At 57.7% G+C, this 22,142-nt stretch carries 17 protein-coding genes; 2 read left to right on the forward strand and 15 right to left on the reverse strand.

Annotated features, from left to right (window positions below):
• Positions 1–280 precede the first annotated feature (280 nt).
• The gene (locus KUV39_RS11440) at positions 281–1,246 is read left to right on the forward strand and encodes a hypothetical protein (RefSeq protein ID WP_222459814.1); all 966 of its coding nucleotides are present in this window, start codon (positions 281–283) and stop codon (positions 1,244–1,246) included.
• A 906-nt stretch (positions 1,247–2,152) separates the two neighbouring features.
• On the opposite strand, the gene KUV39_RS11445 is transcribed toward KUV39_RS11440, so the two are convergent.
• The 9 genes from KUV39_RS11445 to rpsL form a co-directional block, all read right to left on the reverse strand.
• The gene (locus KUV39_RS11445; protein ID WP_024095825.1) at positions 2,153–2,449 is read right to left on the reverse strand and encodes a 50S ribosomal protein L23; all 297 of its coding nucleotides are present in this window, start codon (positions 2,447–2,449) and stop codon (positions 2,153–2,155) included.
• Entirely contained in the window at positions 2,446–3,063 is a 618-nt protein-coding gene (gene rplD / locus KUV39_RS11450; RefSeq protein ID WP_046212350.1) for a 50S ribosomal protein L4, read from the reverse strand. Before rplD ends, KUV39_RS11445 begins: the two co-directional genes overlap by 4 nt.
• Positions 3,060–3,773: a 50S ribosomal protein L3 gene (rplC, locus tag KUV39_RS11455; protein WP_024095823.1), complete on the reverse strand. Its 714-nt coding sequence runs from the start codon at positions 3,771–3,773 to the stop codon at positions 3,060–3,062. The genes rplD and rplC overlap by 4 nt, the downstream gene beginning before the upstream one ends.
• An 18-nt stretch (positions 3,774–3,791) precedes the next feature.
• On the reverse strand, positions 3,792–4,106 hold the full coding sequence (gene rpsJ / locus KUV39_RS11460) for a 30S ribosomal protein S10 (protein WP_008563081.1): 315 nt from the start codon (positions 4,104–4,106) through the stop codon (positions 3,792–3,794).
• Positions 4,107–4,273: 167 nt separating this feature from the next.
• Positions 4,274–4,837 carry a GIY-YIG nuclease family protein gene (locus KUV39_RS11465; RefSeq protein ID WP_222459815.1) on the reverse strand — a complete coding sequence of 188 codons (564 nt, stop codon included), beginning with the start codon at positions 4,835–4,837 and terminating at the stop codon, positions 4,274–4,276.
• A 133-nt stretch (positions 4,838–4,970) separates the two neighbouring features.
• Positions 4,971–6,146: an elongation factor Tu gene (tuf, locus tag KUV39_RS11470; RefSeq protein WP_008560197.1), complete on the reverse strand. Its 1,176-nt coding sequence runs from the start codon at positions 6,144–6,146 to the stop codon at positions 4,971–4,973.
• 63 nt (positions 6,147–6,209) lie between these two features.
• Positions 6,210–8,330, reverse strand: coding sequence for an elongation factor G (gene fusA / locus KUV39_RS11475; RefSeq protein ID WP_050673268.1), 2,121 nt, complete (start codon positions 8,328–8,330; stop codon positions 6,210–6,212).
• Between the two features lie 18 nt (positions 8,331–8,348).
• Complete coding sequence (rpsG, locus tag KUV39_RS11480; protein WP_008563277.1) at positions 8,349–8,819, reverse strand: 30S ribosomal protein S7; 471 nt, start codon at positions 8,817–8,819, stop codon at positions 8,349–8,351.
• A gap of 15 nt (positions 8,820–8,834) precedes the next feature.
• Positions 8,835–9,206: a 30S ribosomal protein S12 gene (gene rpsL / locus KUV39_RS11485; RefSeq protein ID WP_005621086.1), complete on the reverse strand. Its 372-nt coding sequence runs from the start codon at positions 9,204–9,206 to the stop codon at positions 8,835–8,837.
• Between the two features lie 463 nt (positions 9,207–9,669).
• Here rpsL and KUV39_RS11490 point away from each other — a divergent pair, with 463 nt between their 5' ends.
• Positions 9,670–10,446: a putative rhamnosyl transferase gene (locus KUV39_RS11490; protein WP_008560125.1), complete on the forward strand. Its 777-nt coding sequence runs from the start codon at positions 9,670–9,672 to the stop codon at positions 10,444–10,446.
• Positions 10,447–10,466: 20 nt separating this feature from the next.
• Here KUV39_RS11490 and KUV39_RS11495 read toward each other — a convergent pair whose 3' ends face one another.
• The 6 genes from KUV39_RS11495 to rplJ form a co-directional block, all read right to left on the reverse strand.
• Positions 10,467–11,354, reverse strand: coding sequence for a DMT family transporter (locus KUV39_RS11495; RefSeq protein ID WP_222459816.1), 888 nt, complete (start codon positions 11,352–11,354; stop codon positions 10,467–10,469).
• The gene (locus KUV39_RS11500; protein ID WP_222459817.1) at positions 11,351–12,175 is read right to left on the reverse strand and encodes a glycosyltransferase; all 825 of its coding nucleotides are present in this window, start codon (positions 12,173–12,175) and stop codon (positions 11,351–11,353) included. The genes KUV39_RS11495 and KUV39_RS11500 overlap by 4 nt, the downstream gene beginning before the upstream one ends.
• Before the next feature lie 168 nt (positions 12,176–12,343).
• Positions 12,344–16,588 carry a DNA-directed RNA polymerase subunit beta' gene (gene rpoC, locus KUV39_RS11505; RefSeq protein ID WP_046212290.1) on the reverse strand — a complete coding sequence of 1,415 codons (4,245 nt, stop codon included), beginning with the start codon at positions 16,586–16,588 and terminating at the stop codon, positions 12,344–12,346.
• A gap of 52 nt (positions 16,589–16,640) precedes the next feature.
• Positions 16,641–20,777 (reverse strand): DNA-directed RNA polymerase subunit beta, encoded by a 4,137-nt coding sequence (rpoB, locus tag KUV39_RS11510; protein ID WP_037302652.1) that lies wholly within the window; start codon positions 20,775–20,777, stop codon positions 16,641–16,643.
• A gap of 272 nt (positions 20,778–21,049) precedes the next feature.
• On the reverse strand, positions 21,050–21,424 hold the full coding sequence (rplL, locus tag KUV39_RS11515) for a 50S ribosomal protein L7/L12 (protein WP_008559766.1): 375 nt from the start codon (positions 21,422–21,424) through the stop codon (positions 21,050–21,052).
• Positions 21,425–21,505: 81 nt separating this feature from the next.
• Positions 21,506–22,024, reverse strand: coding sequence for a 50S ribosomal protein L10 (gene rplJ / locus KUV39_RS11520; protein WP_037302651.1), 519 nt, complete (start codon positions 22,022–22,024; stop codon positions 21,506–21,508).
• Between the last annotated feature and the right edge of the window lie 118 nt (positions 22,025–22,142).

Here is a 22,142-nt window from a genome sequence, read left to right on the forward strand (position 1 = left end):
TAGCGTGCCAGACCTTAGGTTTTTGTCTTTGGTCCAGCTATGTTTAAGGCCCCCGTAGGTGCCAGTGATATAGGGCCCCAAAGGTCCCCGAGTTCGAACATCCCGACAAACGTAACGACCCCGGAACGAATCCGGGGTCTTCAGGATTGCTGCGGCATAGCAGAGAGTCGGAGGGGTGGCAATGGGGAAGCAGCTCAAGAGACCGCAGTTCCTTTATAGTTGTATTCGCTCACCATCCAACTACGTTGTCGACAGAAGTTTTAAGCAGGAACAATATTGAATGGCCATTTCCAACAAACTCAGGTGGATCTACGTAGCAGAGATTAGTTTGCGTTGCGAACAACGCCAACGAGGAGCACCAAGCAGCTTCCCACTTGATCATCTTTTTGAATTGCTGCTGCACCGCGAAAACCAAGGAACACAAAAGAAGCTGATCGGTCGGAATGACGAGAAAATGATGTGGTGCACCGATGTGGACCGCACGAACTCCACGATACGGTTCTTGCTTCATTTTGGAGATAAGGACGTTAGCGACCCTGCGTTTGTTAACTTTGACACCACAGACACGAGGGAAATTCCGAAGGGAGAGAATGAAGGTGTCCCTTTCTCAAGCCACATTGCTATCCGGAGCACACCTGAGGCCAACGGTAACTACATGGTTTTGGTGGAACGAACGTCTGGAATTCACCTCAAATCGCTAGAGAACTATCTGCGCTGGCTCCTAAAAGACGACAACTTTAAGATCCAGTTTGAGAACGAAGATAGGCAGCAAAGGACAGCCTACGGGGTCGTTGAACTCCTGGGGTACAAATCAAAACTAATGAGAGACGTGCTTCGCACAGGCTCCCTGCAAGACGTAGAATTTGTGAAGGAAGAAGAGTACCACATTGGAACCGACGAAAACCCCATCAGGTCTGAGCAACTTCTTTCAGCTAAATTCAAGCTTCAACGTACGGTCACGGAGCAAGAGGGAAGAAGCCTTTTCAACCGCTTAACTACTTGGGCGCAAACCAATGGTTATGAAGAAGGTGCAAAAATGTTGGTTCGCATTAAGACCGAATTCGGCCAAGTCAAACAAACAGAAGTTGATCCCGATGGTGATATTCTGACTTCCTTTTTTGTTGCCAACGAACAGGTAGCAGGCTTTGACGACCCTTTGCCTCAATTTTATGGCACGCCCAGATCTGACATGTTTCAAAAGATCGAGAGTATTTTCCAGCAGTATCAGCAACAACCTGCCGCATGATGCTTGGACATGACAAACTCTTCACTGTCATTCGCTTTCTGGGACTTAGAGAGGCGCCTCTAGACCGGCCTCTCAAGCTGTCTGAACACCTCAGCAGCAATCTCCGGTGGTATCAGTGGTTCTATCCAACCATTGCCACTGCCATCGCGACTTGGAGTGTCTGGTACTTCGGCTTGTTCAGCATTTTCGAAGGCCCAGACAACATCCTTAAGCGAGTGAACTCACTTCTATCAATGTTGATTGGATTCTACATCGCATCGCTCGCAGCAGTCGCCACATTTCAAAGCCCTCGATTAGAAGAAGAGATAGTCGGCCGAAAAATTTTGCACCGAAAAACAAGTCTCCGAAGGCGGCAATTTCTTTGCGCCATATTTGGTTATTGCTCAGGCCTTACAATTCTAATTTTCCTAGGCACTTCGCTCTCCGAGCTGCTGCGGGATGACATTAAAGCTATAGGCTGGGTAACAACGTACCCCTTGTTTTTCAAGCTTGTGGGGGCAGTCCTCTATTTCTGGGCTTGTTTCAGCCTCATGTCTTCTACGCTACTTGGCTTGAACTATTTGGTAGATCGAATGCACAGATAAAAGCGCTAGCGCCGTCCCGCGGGGTGGCGCTCTCAACGTGGCGTTTGGCAGTTTATCCCAGCCAAATCCGTACGACCTCACCGACATGCAAAAGCGCAAGACAAAGCGCTGCCCCATGGGTGCGGGTCGCGCCGGAGGCATGCTTTCGGCATGACGCTGGCGCGGTGGCCTGCCCTTCCCCGGCACAGTACCAGCGTGCCTTTGGCAAAACGGGAGGGCGCATCGCGCCCACCCTGGGTCAAGAGCTGACCTTCGCAGTATTCACCAACGAAAAAGGCCCCCGCTTTCGCAGGGGCCTTCTTAAGTCTCAGACAAACAGATCTCAGAGTCCGGTGGACACGTCGATGGTGTTGCCTTCTTCCAGGGTCACATAGGCTTTCTTCACGTCCTTGCGACGGCCGATCTGGCCGCGGAAACGCTTGACCTTACCCTTGGTGATGGTGGTGTTGACCGCTTTGACCTTCACACCAAAGAGCGCCTCAACGGCTTCTTTGATCTGCGGCTTGTTGGAGTCGATCGCCACTTCGAAGACCACTGCACCGGTTTCGGATGCCATGGTTGCTTTTTCGGTGATGATCGGCTTGCGGATCACGTCGTAGTGTTCTGCCTTCGCGCTCATTTCAGGCGAGCCTCCAGTGCTTCGACACCTGCTTTGGTGATCACCAGGGTGTCACGCTTCAGGATGTCATAGACGTTTGCGCCCATTGTCGGCAGGATATCCAGACCTTCGATGTTGCGCGCGGCGCGGGCAAAGCCCTCGTTCACGGATGCACCATCGATGACCAGTGCGCGCTTCCAACCCAGGTCCTTGACCTGTTTGGCCAGAGCGGCGGTCTTGCCTTCGGAATCGGCGTTTTCAATAACGACCAGTTCACCCGCTTTTGCCTTGGCGGACAGCGCGTGGCGCAGACCCAGCTTGCGGAATTTCTTGGTCAGATCGTGGCCATGCGAACGCGGGGTCGGACCCTTGTAGATACCACCCTTGCGGAAGATCGGCGCGTTACGGTCACCGTGACGTGCGCCACCGGTGCCTTTTTGGCGATAGATCTTCTTGGTCGAGTAGGAGGTCTCGGAGCGGGTCTTTACCTTGTGGGTACCGGCCTGCGCGTTGTTACGTTGCCAGCGCACCACACGGTGCAGGATGTCGGTGCGCGGCTCCAGGCCGAACAGCTCTGCATCCAGCTCGATGTCGCCGGCTTTGCCGCCGTCCAGTTTGATCACATCAAGTTTCATGCTTCACCACCTTCCGCGGAGACTTCTTCCGCTGCAGCCGACTTCAGAGCTGCCGGGTAGGGCAGACCTTCGGGGGCTTTCTTTTTCACGGCGTCTTTAACGGTGACCCAGCCACCTTTGGAGCCGGGAACGGCGCCTTTGATCATGATCAGGCCACGATCGGCGTCGGTCTTGACGACTTCCAGGTTCTGGGTGGTCACGCGGGCAGCACCCATGTGGCCGGCCATTTTCTTGCCTTTGAAAACCTTGCCGGGATCCTGACACTGACCGGTCGAACCGTGGGAACGGTGAGAGATCGACACACCGTGCGAGGCGCGCAGACCACCAAAGTTCCAGCGCTTCATCGCACCGGCAAAACCTTTACCGATGGAGGTGCCGGTCACGTCAACCTTCTGACCTTCCAGGAAGTGCTCTGCGGAGATTTCCGCACCCACTTCGATCAGGCCGTCAGCAGGCACGCGGAATTCAACCAGCTTGCGCTTGGGCTCAACCTTCGCTGCTGCGAAGTGGCCGCGCATGGCTTTGGAGACGCGCTTGACCTTGGCCGAACCTGCGCCGAGCTGAACAGCTGTGTAGCCGTCTTTTTCCTCGGTGCGCTGTGCGGTCACTTGCAGGCCATCCAGCTGAAGAACGGTCACAGGAACCTGCTTGCCGTCTTCCAGGAACAGCCGGGTCATGCCGACTTTCTTTGCGATAATACCAGAGCGCATATTCATTACCCTCCGATCTTAGGATTGCAGCTTGATTTCGACGTCCACGCCAGCGGCGAGGTCGAGCTTCATCAGCGCGTCCACGGTCTGGGGGGTCGGATCAACGATGTCCAGGAGCCGCTTGTGGGTGCGGATCTCGAACTGGTCACGAGATTTCTTGTCAACGTGCGGGCCACGCAGAACGGTGAATTTCTCAATCTTGTTCGGCAGGGGGATCGGGCCGCGCACCTGGGCGCCGGTCCGCTTGGCAGTGTTCACGATTTCCTGCGTGCTGGCGTCCAGTACGCGGAAGTCGAATGCCTTCAGCCGGATACGGATATTTTGGCTTTGCATAGTCGTGCCTTTTTTCTCAGGCGTTGGGGTTGAGAGGAGGGCATGCGACCACCGCGTACCCTCATCGAACCCAAAAGGCGGGAATCACCCCGCCTCTGCCCCGCAAAGCGGGATGGCGCCGTATACGCCTGTTGGGCCAGTGTGGCAAGGGGGTTTGGGAGGTAGATCTAACGCGCGCCTTTCCGGCCAAATATTGGTGAAGTCAAAACCCAATGCGAATCTTCAATGTCCTGAAGAATCGAAGGCTCGCAGGGCTCTTCCAGCGCCCAAACCGATATGTTTAACATCCCATCGATCCCGCCAACCCACCGCGATAAATTCAATGCATAGGTTGCGGCGGGCGCAGAGAATACATGCTGTTTCAAACGATTAGCAACACTCTTACTTTGGCCAACGTAAAGGGTATTTGATCTTACACTATTGTTGAACTTCGGAAGAGCATAGCCGCGCCTTCGATCTTCCTTTGCCTGAAGAAAGCTAGCAGCCAGTTCTTCAGCGAGACTTATGTTACGGACGCTCAATTCGTAGATACAGGACCTGCGACCTGCCCACTCCTTCAAGTGAGCAAACACAAGATTTTGACACTTACTCTCCTTGGTCTCTTTCACGTTCGCAAAACTTAGTTCCAAATTGAACGGTTCACTGAAACGTACACGGTCAAGAAGTTCTAATTTTTGACGAAGAAGCGCGCGCGTGTTTTGAACCGCCAACTGAGTTTTGTTTTCGGACAATGATCATCTACCCTGTTGCGAGTGCCCCATAAAAAAGGCCGCCCCGGTTGGAGCGGCCTTCTTTAGTTCGTTCACCGTGTGGCTCTCGGCAGTTTTCCTGAAGGAAAACCGCCTGTCGCCACTGTTTCCAAAATTACTCGGTGATTTTGGAAACGACGCCGGCGCCGACGGTGCGGCCGCCTTCGCGGATCGCAAAGCGCAGGCCCTGCTCCATCGCGATCGGGGCGATCAGTTCAACGTCGAACTTCAGGTTGTCGCCCGGCATAACCATCTCGGTGCCTTCCGGCAGGGTCACGGTGCCGGTCACGTCGGTGGTGCGGAAGTAGAACTGCGGACGGTAGTTCGCGAAGAACGGGGTGTGACGACCACCTTCTTCTTTGGTGAGGATGTAGGCCTCAGCTTCGAACTTGGTGTGCGGCTTCACGGAACCCGGCTTACACAGAACCTGACCACGCTCAACGCCGTCACGGTCAACACCACGCAGCAGCGCGCCGATGTTGTCGCCTGCTTCACCACGGTCCAGCAGCTTGCGGAACATTTCAACACCGGTACAGGTGGTGTTGGTGGTGTCACGGATACCAACGATTTCGATCGCGTCGCCAACGTTGATCACGCCGCGCTCAACACGACCGGTCACAACGGTACCACGGCCGGAGATCGAGAACACGTCTTCGATCGGCATCAGGAACGGCTGGTCAACAGCGCGCTCGGGGGTGTCGATGTACTCGTCAACAGCCGCCATCAGTTCCTTGATTTTCTCTTCGCCGATCTCAGGCTTGTTGCCTTCCATCGCCGCCAGAGCGGACCCTGCAACGATCGGGATATCGTCGCCCGGGTAGTCGTAGGAGGACAGCAGTTCACGGATTTCCATTTCGACGAGCTCGAGCAGCTCTTCGTCGTCAACCTGGTCAACCTTGTTCATGAACACGACCATCTTCGGGATGCCAACCTGGCGGCCCAGCAGGATGTGCTCGCGGGTCTGCGGCATCGGGCCGTCAGCTGCGTTCACAACCAGGATCGCGCCGTCCATCTGCGCCGCACCGGTGATCATGTTTTTCACATAGTCAGCGTGGCCGGGGCAGTCGACGTGTGCGTAGTGACGGTCTGCGGTTTCATATTCCACGTGTGCGGTGGAGATGGTGATGCCGCGTGCTTTTTCTTCCGGTGCGCCGTCGATCTGGTCGTAGGCTTTGAAGTCACCGAAGTACTTGGTGATCGCTGCGGTCAGCGTGGTTTTGCCGTGGTCAACGTGGCCGATGGTGCCGATGTTGACGTGCGGTTTTGTACGTTCAAACTTTTCCTTAGCCATAATGGCCTCCTTTTGTGTTGAGAAGGGCACGCGCGGAGCGCGAACCCTTCAATGTCGGTACGCTTATGCGTATTTCGCTTGGATCTCGTCGGAGATGTTCTGCGGAACCGGATCGTAGTGGTCGAACTGCATGGTGAACTGGGCACGGCCGGACGACATCGAACGCAGGGTGTTGATGTAGCCGAACATGTTTGCCAGCGGCACGAATGCGTCGATTGCGATCGCGTTACCACGGGGCTCCTGGCCGGACACCTGACCACGACGGGATGTCAGATCGCCGATGATACCGCCGGTGTATTCTTCCGGGGTGATCACTTCGACTTTCATGATCGGTTCCAAGAGCTTCGCGCCAGCTTTCTTCATGCCTTCACGCATCGCCATACGTGCGGCGATTTCAAAGGCCAGAACGCTGGAGTCAACGTCGTGGAACTTACCGTCGATCAGAGCAACCTTGAAGTCGATCACGGGGAAGCCAGCCAGAGGGCCGCTGTCCATGACGGACTGGATGCCTTTTTCAACACCGGGGATGTATTCCTTGGGAACAGCACCACCAACGATGCGGCTCTCGAAGGAGTAACCTTCGCCAGCTTCTGTCGGCGAGATGATCATCTTCACCTCAGCGAACTGACCCGAACCACCCGACTGTTTCTTGTGGGTGTAGGTGTGCTCGACTTCGTGACCAATGGTCTCGCGGTAAGCAACCTGCGGGGCGCCGATGTTTGCTTCGACTTTGAACTCGCGCTTCAGACGGTCCACCAGGATGTCCAGGTGAAGTTCGCCCATGCCCTTCATGATGGTCTGACCGGACTCGAGGTCGGTTTCGACACGGAAGGACGGGTCTTCGGCGGCCAGACGGGCCAGACCCTGGGACATTTTCTCCTGGTCGCCCTTGGTTTTGGGCTCAACCGCGATTTCGATAACCGGATCCGGGAAGGTCATGGTTTCCAGGACCACCGGCTCTTTGGCGTCGCAGAGGGTGTCACCGGTGGTGGTGTCTTTCAGACCCGCCAGCGCGATGATGTCGCCTGCAAACGCTTCTTCGATTTCTTCACGGTTGTTGGAGTGCATCATCATCATACGACCGACGCGCTCTTTTTTACCTTTGGTGGAGTTCAGGATGCTGTCGCCCTTGTTCAGCACGCCGGAGTAGATCCGGGTGAAGGTCAGGGAGCCAACAAACGGGTCGTTCATGATTTTGAACGCCAGACCAGCGAAGGGCATCTCGTCATCTGCACGACGTGCAATGTTACGCTCTTCGTTTTCGTCACCCGGCTTGAAGCCCATGTAATCAACAACGTCCAGCGGGCTGGGCAGATAGTCGATCACAGCGTTGAGCAGCGGCTGAACGCCTTTGTTCTTGAACGCAGAACCGCCCAGAACAGGAACGAAAGACAGCGACAGAGTACCCTTACGCAGCAGGCCGCGCAGAGTTGCGACGTCGGGCTCGGCGCCGTCCATCAGGTAGTTTTCCATCGCGTCGTCGTCCATTTCGACGGCCGCTTCGATCATCTTGCCGCGCCATTCGTCGGCCATGTCCTTCAGCTCGTCGCGGATCTCGGTCTGGATCCAGGACGCACCAAGGTCTTCGCCCTGCCACAGCCATTCCTTCATGGTGACCAGGTCAATCAGGCCTTCCAGTTCGGATTCTGCACCGATCGGAATACCAACCGGAACAGCGCGTGCGCCGGTGCGGTCTTCGATCATGTTGACGCAGTTGAAGAAGTCAGCGCCGATCTTGTCCATCTTGTTGACGAACACGATGCGCGGAACCTTGTAGCGGTCAGCCTGACGCCACACGGTTTCGGTCTGGGGTTCAACACCGGCGTTGGCGTCCAGAACACAGACTGCACCGTCGAGAACCGCCAGCGAACGCTCAACTTCGATGGTGAAGTCAACGTGGCCGGGGGTGTCGATGATGTTCAGACGGTGCTTCGGAGTGTCAGCGGTCTGACCATCTTCGGTGCGTTCCCAGAAAGTGGTGGTCGCAGCCGAGGTGATGGTGATGCCGCGTTCCTGCTCCTGCTCCATCCAGTCCATGGTGGCTGCACCATCGTGCACCTCACCGATGTTGTGGGATTTACCAGTGTAATACAGGATACGCTCGGAACAGGTGGTTTTACCTGCATCGATGTGCGCCATAATACCGAAGTTACGGTAATGGTTGAGTGTATAGTCGCGTGCCATAGGTCGGAGCCTCTTGGGTTACCAGCGGTAGTGCGAGAAGGCCTTGTTGGCCTCTGCCATCTTGTGGGTGTCTTCGCGCTTCTTAACCGCAGTACCGCGGGACTGTACAGCGTCCAGCAGCTCACCGGCGAGGCGTTCTTCCATGGTGTTTTCGTTGCGGGCACGTGCCGCTTTGATCAACCAACGGATTGCCAGGGCTTCGCGGCGCTCGGGGCGCACTTCGACAGGAACCTGGTAGGTGGCACCACCCACACGACGCGAACGCACTTCGACGGAAGGCTTAACGTTGTCGAGGGCTTCGTGGAACACTTCCACGGGGGCGCGCTTGATTTTTGCTTCAACGCGATCGAACGCGTTGTAGACGATACGCTCTGCGGTCGACTTTTTACCGTCGATCATCAGGTTGTTCATGAATTTGGTCAGTACGCGGTCGCCAAACTTTGCGTCGGGCAGGACTTCACGTTTCTCAGCAGCGTGACGGCGAGACATTTATCAATATCCTTCTTACTTAGGACGCTTCGCGCCGTACTTGGAGCGGCGTTGCTTACGGTCTTTGACGCCCTGGGTATCCAGAACACCACGCAGGATGTGGTAACGAACACCGGGAAGGTCTTTTACACGGCCGCCACGGATCAGAACCACGGAGTGTTCCTGAAGGTTGTGGCTTTCACCGGGGATGTAGGAGATCACTTCGAAACCGTTGGTCAGGCGAACCTTCGCAACTTTCCGCATAGCGGAGTTCGGTTTCTTCGGAGTGGTGGTGTATACACGGGTGCAGACGCCGCGCTTTTGCGGGCACTGTTCCAGGTGCATGGACTTCGAGCGTTTTACTTTCGGCTGCCGCGGCTTGCGGATCAGCTGTTGGATCGTTGGCATTCCGGTTCTTTCCCCGTCTCAACAACACATGTGTCATGCACGTCCTTGAACGTACGGCTAAACTTGTCGCACTTACGCGTCCGCAAGCGCAAAAACCGCAATCGTTCCCATTCCGAGGTGAACGACGCGGTGGGTTTACAGAGGATCCGCGCAAATAGGCGCACGAGATCTTGAGCCACTTTGATTTTGATATCGGCTTTTGGGGCGACCCCCGGTTGCCGGATAGGCGGGCGTATATGGGGAGTCGCGCCTGATGTCAACAGCGCCCCCTGTGGCAACGGCCTGACTGGTGGGTGGGTTTGGGGGCGCCTGCCCCGTTCCCACGGGGTCGGTCCGCTGCCCCGTTCCCACGGGGTCGGCCCGCTGCCATGTTGCTGCGGTTTCCGGCCCGGTGCATAGTTGCCAGCGAAACAGACAGCAGACGGCCAGCCATCAAGGTCGCGCTCAGCAGGGATTTAGGGCAATGCAGGTGATCGGTCTATGCCGTTTTTCGTATCCGGCGGTGGGCGGCTTTCAGGTCGAACACGACAGCATCGAAGAGCGCATTGCCTACCTCTACGCTGAGGAGCGGATGGAGGAGCGGTTTCATCTGATGGAGACAGTCGCCCTGCCCTGCCTGCGGGAACAGACCGATCCTGATTTCACCCTTGTGACACTGGTTGGTGACAGCCTGCCTGATCGCTACCGTAACCGGCTGGAGGCCCTGGTCGCGGACATGCCGCAAGTGCAGATTGTGGCAGCCGCGCCCGGGCGGCATCGCGATGTGATGAAACAGGTGCTGAATGACGCACGGCGCAATCCTGATGCGCCGTGCCTGCAGTTTCGCCATGACGATGATGATGCGGTTTCCGTGGATTTTGTTGAGCGGCTCCGCCAGACCGTCCGCGATTGCAGCGGGTTGATTGCGAACCATCAGACCGTCGCGATCGATTTCTGCCAAGGCTATGTCGCGCGGCTGGAGGATAACGGGATCCACGCAGCGCTGGGGCATCACCCCTATTTCGTGGCAGCGCTGGGAATGTATGTCGCACCGGGCTGTCGCCAGACGATCATGAACTTTGCCCATCACCGGCTTGCGCGCTTCATGCCCACCATCACACTACCGGATGCGCCGATGTTCGTTCGAACCCTGAATGGTCACAATGATTCCCGCCAGAAAGGCGCGAAGGAGCCGGACCTGCAGCGCCTTGACGCAGCTGGCCTTGCCGAATTTGACGCGCGTTTTGCGATCCGCCGCTGAGGGAGCGGCGTGCGGAGGCGTTACTCGAGCTCGCTGATGCGACGGGGGGCTTCGCGCATCAGGCTGAAAACTCCGGCCGCCACCACGATTGCAGCCCCCACCAAGGTGAGCGCATCAGGCCAGCTGTCGAAGACTGCCCAGCCGAGAAGCAACGCCCACAACAGGCCAGTGTAACGGAAGGGCGCAACCGCAGAGACATCCCCCACCCGCATGGCCATGACCGAAAAAAGGTAGCCCACAAAGATCATCCCCGACGCCCCAAGGAGCATTGCACCAGCGTCGTAGCTGATTGGTTGCCAGTCTTCCCCCAAACCCCAGAGCGCGCCAAAGGCCGTAACCGATAGAGCAGCCACCAGAGAGACCGTCATGGATGGCACCTCTGCCGACAGACGACGGGTGAAAAGATCGCGGGCGGTGATACAGGCCACCGCTGCGATGGCATAGCCGGTGCCGCTGTCAAATCCATTGGGGCCGGGCCGCACGATCAACAACATCCCCAGAAAGCCTGCTGCAATCGCCAGCGACCGACGCCAGCCCACGGTTTCGCCAAAGACCAGCACCGCTGCCAGCGTGACGGTCAGAGGCAGCATCTGCAGAATGGCGGTGATATTGGCGATGGGCATCACCATCAGGGCGCTGAGAAAGAAATAGGTGGTCACAGCCTCTGCCACGCTGCGCCCAATGACCAACCCCCAATCCCTGCGCGACAGGTTGAGCCGCAGGGCCCCAAGGGCACGCGCAAGGCCGAAGATGAGGACAGAGACCAGCAGTCCGCGCAATGTCAGGATCTGGGACAGAGGCAAATTCTGGCCGAGAAGTTTGATGAACCCGTCATTGAGCGTGAAGCCCGCCATGCTCCCCATCATCAGGAGCGCGCCTTTCTGGTTCGCGGTCAGCGCAGAGATCATGGCAGGACATCCTTGAGCTGTTGGGGGGTGAGGTCAAAGTGACGTTTGAGATCCGCGGCAATTTCGGCGTCGCTTTGTTTGTGGGTGATGCCCATCTGCGCGGGGCTGGATTTGTTGTCGCCGTGGATTGTGCGCACAAAACCAGGCACCGAAATGTCGGAGAATGTGTTCCAGTGCTGGGCAAATTTGCGGTGATTGAACCGGTAGGGGTTGGGCCCGTAGCCAACCGGGGCAACCAGTGCGGCACCCACTGAAAGAGGTGCCTTTTCGCAGGCATCAAAGATTTCGTCCTGCGGGCCATCAGGACCCTCTGTCCGACGGAGGTATATCCCCCGATTGTTCGCCAGTATGAAAGGCGTCTGCTCACCTTGCAGAGGGATCAACCCCATCGCCAGACGCCGGTTGCGAGCAATGTAATCCAGATCAACCGCGTCATCGTCATCCAGTCGAAACAACAGCCGATGGCTCGCGCCGTGGCTGGGGACGAGATCATACGCCCTGCGCAGGGTGCCGTAGTGGTTGCTTGCTCCAACCGGCAGCAGGGTGATGTTGTCCGCCCCTCCGACCAGATCGTGGAGCCGTTCCAGATAGGGAACGGGCATGTCTTCGGCGGTGACAACGACCAGATGAAACCCCTGATCCGTTTGTCGCCGGATCGAACGGAGACACAGCCGTTCAAACACACGCAGACGCAGCTCCATCCGTTGCGACGAAAACAGATGAGCGGCCTTTTCCTCCAGCGTTGGGAAGCGTTCGGAATAATAGGTGGAGGTCAGGACCGAAAAACGGACGACACCAACAATGCTCAGATCAATGGTCATTCAAAGCGGCCCCAAATGTGACGGCGGTCTGCGTGCTCAAACATGCTGCCCGGCAAGAGAGCACCGCCGCCCTGATTTGGGAAGAGTAGGAATGCACCGTTGCCAAACAAAAAGCCCCCCGCAACCTGCGCTGCGGGGGGCCAAATCATTCAGATCGTCCGATCAGGATCAATCGCGGCTTTCCGGGGTGTCGACCAGGTTGTCGAGACCTTCATCACCCATCATGACGTCATCTGCAGAGGGTGCGGCCAGTGCGGCTGCGGCTTCTGCTTCCTCGCGGCGAGCCTCGAGGACGACGTTGTCACGACCCTGGGCGATCTGGCGAACGCGCTGTGTCGCGCCACCGGTACCCGCCGGGATCAGGCGACCCACGATGACGTTTTCCTTCAGGCCGACCAGCTTGTCGCGTTTGCCCTGAACCGACGCTTCGGTGAGCACGCGCGTGGTCTCCTGGAAGGAGGCCGCCGAGATGAACGAGCGGGTCTGCAGCGACGCCTTGGTGATACCAAGCAGGATCGGCTCACCCTGAGCAGGACGCTTGCCACGGGCCAGCGCCTTTTCGTTGGCGGTGTCGAACTCTTGCTTGTCCACGTGCTCGCCCTTGAGCAGCGTGGTGTCGCCGGAGTCGGAGATCTCCCACTTTTGCAGCATCTGGCGAACGATCACCTCGATGTGCTTGTCGTTGATCTTCACACCCTGCAGTCGATAGACGTCCTGAACTTCGTCGATCATGTAGTTTGCGAGCGCTTCAACGCCCATGATCGACAGGATGTCGTGCGGTGCCGGGTTGCCGTCCATGATGTAGTCACCCTTCTGGACGTAGTCACCTTCCTGAACCGGAATGTGCTTGCCCTTGGGCACCATGTATTCGACGGCATCCATCGACTCGTCTGCAGGCTCGATGGTGATGCGACGCTTGTTCTTGTAGTCGCGGCCAAAGCGCACGTAACCATCGATTTCGGCGATGATCGCGTGGTCCTTGGGACGACGGGCTTCGAACAGTTCCGCAACACGCGGCAGACCACCGGTGATGTCCTTGGTCTTGGCGCCTTCACGCGGGATACGCGCAACAACGTCACCTGCCATGATCTGCTGACCATCGTCGCAGGACAGGATAGCGTCCACGGACATCGGGTAGTGAACCGGGTTGCCCTGATCGTTGCGGACCGGCTCGCCATCTGCATCCACCAGGATGATTTCCGGCTTGAGGTCTGCACCCTTCGGAGCCGCACGCCAGTCGATCACGATCTTCTGGGTCATGCCTGTGGCTTCGTCGGTTTCGTCGCGGACCGCCAGACCCGAAACCAGGTCGACGTATTTTGCGGTACCAGGCTTCTCGGCGATGATCGGCAGGGTGTAGGGATCCCATTCGAACAGCTTGTCGCCACGGGCAACGGTCTGGCCTTCCTTGACGAACAGCTTGGAGCCGTAGCCCAGCTTGTGGCTGGCGCGCTCTTCGCCGTGCTCGTCCTGAATGATCAGCTTCATGTTACGGCCAACAACCAAGGTCTCGCCATTGGCGTTCTCCAGGGTGTTCGGCATTTCGAACACGATTTTGCCCTCTTGCGAGGCTTCGAGGAAGGACTGCTGGCCACCCTGCGCAACACCGCCAATGTGGAAGGTCCGCATGGTCAGCTGTGTACCAGGTTCACCAATCGACTGTGCCGCGATGATACCGACCGCTTCGCCGGTGTTCACCTGCGTACCACGGGCCAGGTCACGGCCGTAGCACATGGCGCAGACGCCTTCTTCGCTCTCACAGGTCAGCGGCGAGCGGATACGGGTCGACTGGACGCCAGCCTCTTCCACTGTGTCTGCCATGCGTTCGTCGATCAGCTGACCCTGAGCAACCAGGATCTCCTCGGTGCCGGGGCGTTTGATGTCCTCTGCCGCAACGCGGCCCAGGATACGCTCGCCAAGGCTTGCCACAACTTCACCATCGTTGACCGCAGCCTCTGCCGTGATCGCCGCCTCGGTGCCACAGTCACGCTCGCGAACGATGCAGTCCTGTGCCACGTCAACCAGACGACGGGTCAGATAACCCGAGTTCGCGGTTTTCAGAGCGGTATCCGACAGACCCTTACGGGCGCCGTGGGTGGAGTTGAAGTATTCAAGAACGGTCAGACCTTCCTTGAAGTTCGAGATGATCGGGGTCTCGATGATGTCGCCGTTCGGCTTGGCCATCAGGCCGCGCATACCGCCCAGCTGTTTCATCTGTGTAACCGAGCCACGCGCACCGGAGTGAGCCATCATGTAAACCGAGTTCGGTTCCATAACAGCGCCGTTCTCGTCGCGCTTGTCCGCGGAGATGGTGCCCATCATCGCTTCGGTGACTTTGTCGTTACACTTCGACCATGCGTCGACAACTTTGTTGTACTTTTCGCCCTGTGTGATCAGGCCGTCCATGTACTGCTGTTCAAAGTCTTTCACCTGCTCGCGGGTCTCATCCACGATGGTCCATTTGCCATCGGGGATAACCATGTCGTCCTTGCCGAACGAAATGCCCGCCTTGAACGCTTCGCGGAAGCCCATGGTCATGATCTGGTCACAGAAGATCACGGACTCTTTCTGGCCGCAGTAACGATAGACGGTGTCGATGACCTGCTGAACTTCCTTCTTACGCAGAAGGCGGTTCACCAGTTCAAACGGTGCCTTGGCGTTCTTTGGCAGCAGGGCGCCCAGACGGACACGGCCCGGGGTGGTCTCAAAACGCTTGAGAACCTCGTTGCCTTCGTCGTCGATCTGCGGGATCCGCGCGATGATCTTGGAGTGCAGGTGCACTTCGCCGGCGTCCAGCGCGTGCTGAACTTCGTCGATGGTGCCAAAGATCTTGCCTTCACCCACCATGCCTTCGCGTTCCAGGGTCACATAGTAGAGACCCAGAATCATATCCTGCGAAGGAACGATGATCGGTGCGCCGTTTGCAGGCGACAGAACGTTGTTCGTGGACATCATCAGAACGCGCGCTTCCAGCTGGGCCTCAAGGCTCAGCGGGACGTGCACAGCCATCTGGTCGCCGTCGAAGTCAGCGTTGAACGCCGAGCAGACCAGCGGGTGCAGCTGGATGGCCTTACCCTCGATCAGCGTGGGTTCAAACGCCTGGATGCCGAGACGGTGCAGCGTAGGCGCACGGTTCAGCATGACCGGGTGTTCGCGGATCACCTCATCGAGGATATCCCAGACTTCGGGACGCTCTTTTTCGACCAGCTTCTTTGCCTGCTTCACGGTGCTGGACAGGCCCTTGGCCTCCAGACGCGAGTAGATGAACGGCTTGAACAGTTCGAGCGCCATCTTCTTGGGCAGGCCGCACTGGTGCAGCTTCAGCTCGGGGCCGGTCACGATGACCGAACGACCGGAGAAGTCGACGCGCTTACCCAAAAGGTTCTGACGGAAACGACCCTGCTTACCTTTCAGCATGTCGGACAGCGATTTCAGCGGACGCTTGTTGGCGCCGGTGATCACGCGGCCACGACGGCCGTTGTCGAACAGAGCGTCAACGGATTCCTGCAGCATCCGCTTTTCGTTGCGGACGATGATGTCAGGTGCGCGCAGTTCGATCAGACGCTTCAGACGGTTGTTCCGGTTGATGACGCGGCGATACAGGTCGTTCAGGTCGGAGGTCGCAAAGCGGCCACCATCCAGCGGAACCAGCGGGCGCAGTTCCGGCGGAATGACCGGGATCACGGTCATGATCATCCATTCCGGACGGTTGCCCGACTCCAGGAAGGATTCCACGACTTTCAGACGCTTGATGATCTTCTTGGGCTTCAGTTCGCCGGTGGCTTCGGCCAGTTCGGCGCGCAGCTGTTCAGCTTCTGCTTCCAGATCGATCGCGGCCAGCATTTCACGGATCGCTTCAGCGCCGATATTGGCGGTGAACGCGTCCATGCCGTACTGGTCCTGGGCATCCATGTACTCTTCTTCGGTCATCATCTGGCCATAGGTCAGATCGGTCAGACCCGGCTCGATGACGACGTAGTTTTCAAAGTACAGAACGCGTTCCAGATCACGCAGGGTCATGTCCAGCATGAGGCCGATGCGCGACGGCAGCGACTTCAGGAACCAGATGTGCGCGACCGGCGATGCCAGTTCGATGTGGCCCATGCGCTCGCGGCGCACTTTCTGAAGGGTAACTTCAACACCACATTTCTCGCAGACAACGCCGCGATATTTCATGCGCTTATATTTGCCGCAAAGGCATTCGTAGTCTTTGATCGGGCCAAAGATACGCGCGCAGAACAGGCCGTCACGCTCGGGCTTGAACGTACGGTAGTTGATGGTTTCCGGCTTTTTGATCTCGCCGTAGGACCAAGACAGAATCCGTTCCGGCGACGCCAGCGAGACTTTGATTTCGTCAAAGACCTTGGGCGGCGTCAGCGGGTTGAACGGGTTGTTGGTGATTTCCTGGTTCATTTTGATACCTCAAATTTCGCGGAAGGGGGGAGCGGGGTAAGGGCCGAAGCCCTTACTCCTCAACCTCCGCATCCAGGAGTTCCATATTCAGGCCGAGACCACGGACTTCCTTGACCAGAACGTTGAACGATTCCGGCACGCCCGCTTCGAAGTTGTCTTCGCCCTTGACGATGCTTTCATAGACCTTGGTCCGGCCTGCGACGTCATCCGACTTGACGGTGAGCATCTCCTGCAGGGTGTAGGCGGCGCCATAAGCTTCCAGAGCCCAGACTTCCATCTCACCAAAGCGCTGACCACCGAACTGCGCCTTACCACCCAGCGGCTGCTGGGTAACGAGGGAGTACGGACCAGTCGAACGCGCGTGGATCTTGTCGTCGACCAGGTGGTGCAGTTTCAGCAGGTACTTGATGCCAACGGTCACGGGGCGGGCAAACTGCTCGCCTGTGCGGCCGTCGAACAGGATGGACTGACCAGACTGATCGAAACCAGCACGGACCAGCGCGTCGTTCACGTCGTCTTCCTTGGCGCCGTCGAAGACCGGAGTTGCGATTGGAACGCCACGGGTGACGTTGCCTGCCGCTTCCAGCAGATCTTCTTCGGACATATCGGCGATGCCTTCATCATAGACATCGTCGCCATAGGCGTGGTGCATCGCTTCACGGACCGGTGTCAGGTCGCCGGAACGGCGGTATTCCTGCAGCGCCTCGTCCACTTTGATGCCCAGACCGCGTGCCGCCCAGCCCATGTGGGTTTCAAGGATCTGACCAACGTTCATACGCGACGGAACGCCGAGCGGGTTCAGACAGAAGTCGACGGGGGTACCATCGGCCAGGAACGGCATGTCTTCCATCGGAACAACCTTGGAAATAACACCCTTGTTCCCGTGACGACCGGCCATCTTGTCGCCCGGCTGCAGCTTGCGCTTCACCGCGATGAAGACTTTGACCATCTTCATCACACCCGGCGGCAGATCGTCGCCACGACGGACTTTTTCAACCTTGTCTTCAAAACGGGCGTCCAGAGCACGTTTCTGTGCTTCGTACTGCTCGTTCAGCGCCTCAACGACCTGTGCGTCCTGCTCGTCTTCCAGTGCGAGCATCCACCACTGACCACGGCTCAGGCTGTCCAGCAGCTCTTCGGTGATGACCGAACCTGCCTTGATGCCTTTGGGGCCTTTGACCGCGGTTTTGCCAAGCAGCATGCCGCGCAGACGTGCATAGATGTTGCGGTCAAGAATGCCGAGTTCGTCGTCCCGGTCACGGGCCAGACGTTCGACTTCCTCACGCTCGATCTGCAGCGCACGTTCGTCTTTTTCGACGCCGTGACGGTTGAAGACGCGAACCTCGACCACGGTACCATAGTCGCCCGGCTTAACGCGCAGCGAGGTGTCGCGCACGTCAGATGCCTTTTCGCCAAAGATGGCGCGCAGCAGCTTTTCTTCCGGGGTCATCGGGCTTTCGCCCTTTGGTGTGATCTTGCCAACCAGAATATCGCCCGGCTCCACGTCAGCACCGATGTACACGATGCCAGCCTCGTCGAGGTTGCGCAGCGCTTCTTCACCGACGTTCGGGATGTCGCGAGTGATTTCTTCCGGACCAAGCTTGGTGTCACGTGCGGCGACTTCGAATTCCTCGATGTGAATCGAGGTGAAGACGTCGTCACGCGCGATGCGCTCGGAGATCAGGATGGAGTCTTCGTAGTTGTAGCCGTTCCACGGCATGAACGCGACGACGACGTTTTTACCCAGAGCCAGTTCACCCATATCGGTGGACGGACCATCGGCAATCACTTCGCCCTTGCGGACCTGCTGACCTACTTTCACCAGCGGACGCTGGTTGATGCAGGTGTTCTGGTTGGAACGCTGGAACTTGCGCATGCGGTAGATGTCAACGCCCGCGTCGCCCAGCTCCAGATCTTCGGTTGCCCGGATCACGATACGCTGTGCGTCGATCTGGTCGATGATACCTGCACGCTTGGCCATGATGGCCGCGCCGGAATCCCGTGCCACGATCTCTTCGATGCCGGTACCGACCAGCGGCGCTTCTGCGCGCAGCAGCGGAACCGCCTGACGTTGCATGTTCGAACCCATGAGAGCGCGGTTCGCGTCGTCGTTTTCCAGGAACGGAATGAGCGAGGCCGCAACCGAGACCAACTGCTTCGGCGAAACGTCGATCAGGTCAACGCTTTCGTTCGGAGCAAGGGTGTAGTCGCCGGACTGACGGGTGGAAACGAGATCGTTGATGAACTTGCCGTTCTCATCGAGGGTCGCGTTCGCCTGCGCAACAGTGTGGCGCATTTCTTCGGTGGCGGACATGTAGTGAACCTCGTCGGTCACTTGCCCTTCTTTCACCACGCGGTACGGCGTTTCGATGAAACCGTATTTGTTCACACGGGCAAAGGTTGCCAGCGAGTTGATCAGACCGATGTTCGGACCTTCCGGCGTTTCAATCGGACACATACGACCGTAGTGGGTCGGGTGAACGTCGCGGACCTCAAAGCCTGCACGCTCACGGGTCAGACCGCCCGGGCCAAGCGCCGAGAGACGACGCTTGTGCGTCACTTCGGACAGCGGGTTGGTCTGGTCCATGAACTGCGACAGCTGCGAGGAGCCGAAGAATTCACGAACGGCAGCAGCCGCCGGTTTCGCGTTGATCAGGTCCTGCGGCATGACGGTGTCGATCTCGACGGACGACATACGCTCCTTGATCGCACGCTCCATGCGCAGCAGACCGACGCGGTACTGGTTTTCCATCAGTTCGCCAACGGAACGCACACGACGGTTGCCGAGGTGGTCGATGTCGTCGATGTCGCCTTTGCCGTCGCGCAGCTCAACCAGGGCCTTGATGCAGGAAACGATGTCTTCCTTGCGCAGGGTACGCTGGGTGTCTTCGGCGTCCAGTGCCAGACGCATGTTCATCTTCACGCGACCAACGGCCGACAGGTCGTAACGCTCGCTATCGAAGAACAGGGTGTCAAACAGCGCGCTGGCTGCTTCAACGGTCGGCGGCTCACCCGGGCGCATGACGCGGTAGATGTCCATGAGCGCGGTTTCGCGACCCATGTTCTTGTCCTGCGCCATGGTGTTGCGCATGTAGGGGCCGACGTTGATGTTGTCGATGTCCAGAACCGGAATGTCGGTGATGCCCGCATCCAGCAGTTCCTTGACGGTACCACCAATGATATCGCCGCCTTTGTCATACTCGAGGGTCAGCTCATCGCCAGCCTCGACGTAGATCGCGCCGTTTTCTTCGTTGATGATATCTTTTGCGACGTATTTGCCAACGATGTGTTCGAAGGGAACCAGCAGCTCAGTGATGGTGCCTTCGTCGATCATCTTCTTGACGGCGCGCGGAGTGACCTTCTTGCCGGCTTCGGCAAAGATCTCGCCGGTGGCGGCGTCAACCAGATCATAGGTCGGACGGGTGCCACGCACGCGCTCGGGGAAGAACGGTGTGACCCAGCCACGGCTCTTCTCGAGCTTGAAATTAACCGTGTTGTAGTAGGCATCCATGATGCCTTCCTGGTCCAGACCCAGCGCATAGAGCAGGGTGGTCACAGGCAGCTTACGACGACGGTCGATACGGGCAAAGACGATGTCCTTGGCGTCAAACTCGAAGTCCAGCCAGGAGCCGCGGTACGGGATGATGCGGCAGGCGAACAGCAGTTTGCCCGAGGAGTGGGTCTTGCCCTTGTCGTGGTCAAAAAACACGCCGGGGCTACGGTGCATCTGGGACACGATCACACGCTCGGTGCCGTTGACCACAAATGTGCCGTTCGGAGTCATCAGGGGCATGTCGCCCATGTAGACGTCCTGTTCCTTGATGTCCTTGACCGACTTCGCGCCGGTGTCTTCGTCGACATCAAATACGATCAGTCGCAGAGTGACCTTCAGCGGAGCCGAATAGGTCATGTCGCGCTGCATGCATTCCTCGACGTCGTACTTCGGACGCTCGAAGGAGTATTTCACGAACTCAAGGACAGAGGTCTCATTAAAGTCCTTGATCGGGAATACCGACTGGAACACGCCCATGATGCCTTCACCGTCGAGCGGCTGTTCTGCATCACCAGAGCGCAAGAAGAGGTCGTAAGAAGATTTCTGGACCTCGATGAGGTTCGGCATGTCCAGGACTTCGCGGATTTTACCGTAGTATTTGCGAAGACGTTTCTGGCCAAGGAACGATTGAGCCATGTCAGATGTCACCTTTCCAATTCTCACTGAACAAGGATGCCGCCGGGCCCCGGCACCTTGCCCATACGAGACAGCGTGTTCGGATCAATTCATGACCACCTTCCCGAATGGTGGCCTCCCGATCCTTTGAACCTCGCCTGAAAAAACGCCCCGGGATTAGGGCCCTTTCTAAGACAGGTTCGGCTGGACCCGGTTATTACCGGGCCCAGCCAAATTTCCGGGATGTTCAGGGGCTCCCCGAAGGAAACCAATGTTGTCCCGTATCGCGTAGCTTAGGCCAGCTCGACTTCTGCGCCAGCTGCTTCCAGCTTGCCCTTGATGTCTTCTGCTTCGGCTTTGTCCACGCCTTCTTTGATCTTGCCGCCAGCTTCGACCAGCTCTTTGGCTTCTTTCAGGCCAAGACCAGTGATGCCGCGAACTTCTTTGATCACGTTGATTTTGGATGCGCCAGCGTTTTTCAGAACGACGTCAAACTCGGTCTTTTCTTCTTCTGCTGCGCCACCGGCGTCGCCGCCAGCTGCCATGACAACTGCGCCGCCAGCTGCGGGCTCGATGCCATATTCGTCTTTCAGGATGGTTTTCAGTTCTTGTGCTTCCAGCAGGGTCAGACCCACGATGCTTTCTGCGAGTGCTTTCAGATCAGCCATTGTATCAGCTCTTTCCGTTTACAGTGTGTGTGTTCCAACGTGCGGGCGGATGCCCGACGCCAGTCATTCAGTGCCAACCGCTTACGCAGCTTCCGCCTTCTCTTCGATGGTCGAAAGGATGCTTGCGATGTTGCTTGCAGGTGCGCCAATTGCGCCGGCGATGTTGGAAGCAGGTGCGCCAAGCATGCCTGCGATGGTAGCAATAAGCTCCTCGCGGGACGGCATTTTCGACACGGCTTCAACGCCTGCGCGGTCCAGAGCGTTCTCGCCCATTGCACCGCCAAGGATTTCGAACTTTTTGTTCTCCTTGGCGAAGTCCTCGGCCACCTTGGCTGCTGCCACGGGGTCCTCGGAATAGGTCAGAACGGTCATCCCTGTCAGCAGGTCAGACATGCTTTCACACGGCTTACCCTCGAGGGCGATTTTGGCGAGCCTGTTCTTGGCAACACGCACGGCACTACCAGCTGCGCTTGCGCGCGCTCGCAGGTCCTGCATCTCTGCAACTGTCAGACCGGTGTAGTGGGCTACGACCACCACGCCAGAGCTTTCGAAGATCTGGCCGAGTTCGTCGACCACTCTCTCTTTCTGGGCTCTATCCACAGTTCTCTCCAAGTTTAGGGACACTTGCGTATCCCGGCTCATTGATATGCCCGGCATTGCTGCCCAGCGTTCAAGTCCGTTTTACGGGGTGAGCCAAAATCACCCGAGGGTTTGAATT

The sequence above is a fragment of the Phaeobacter italicus genome, from assembly GCF_019801785.1.
In the GTDB taxonomy this organism is placed as follows: domain Bacteria; phylum Pseudomonadota; class Alphaproteobacteria; order Rhodobacterales; family Rhodobacteraceae; genus Phaeobacter; species Phaeobacter italicus.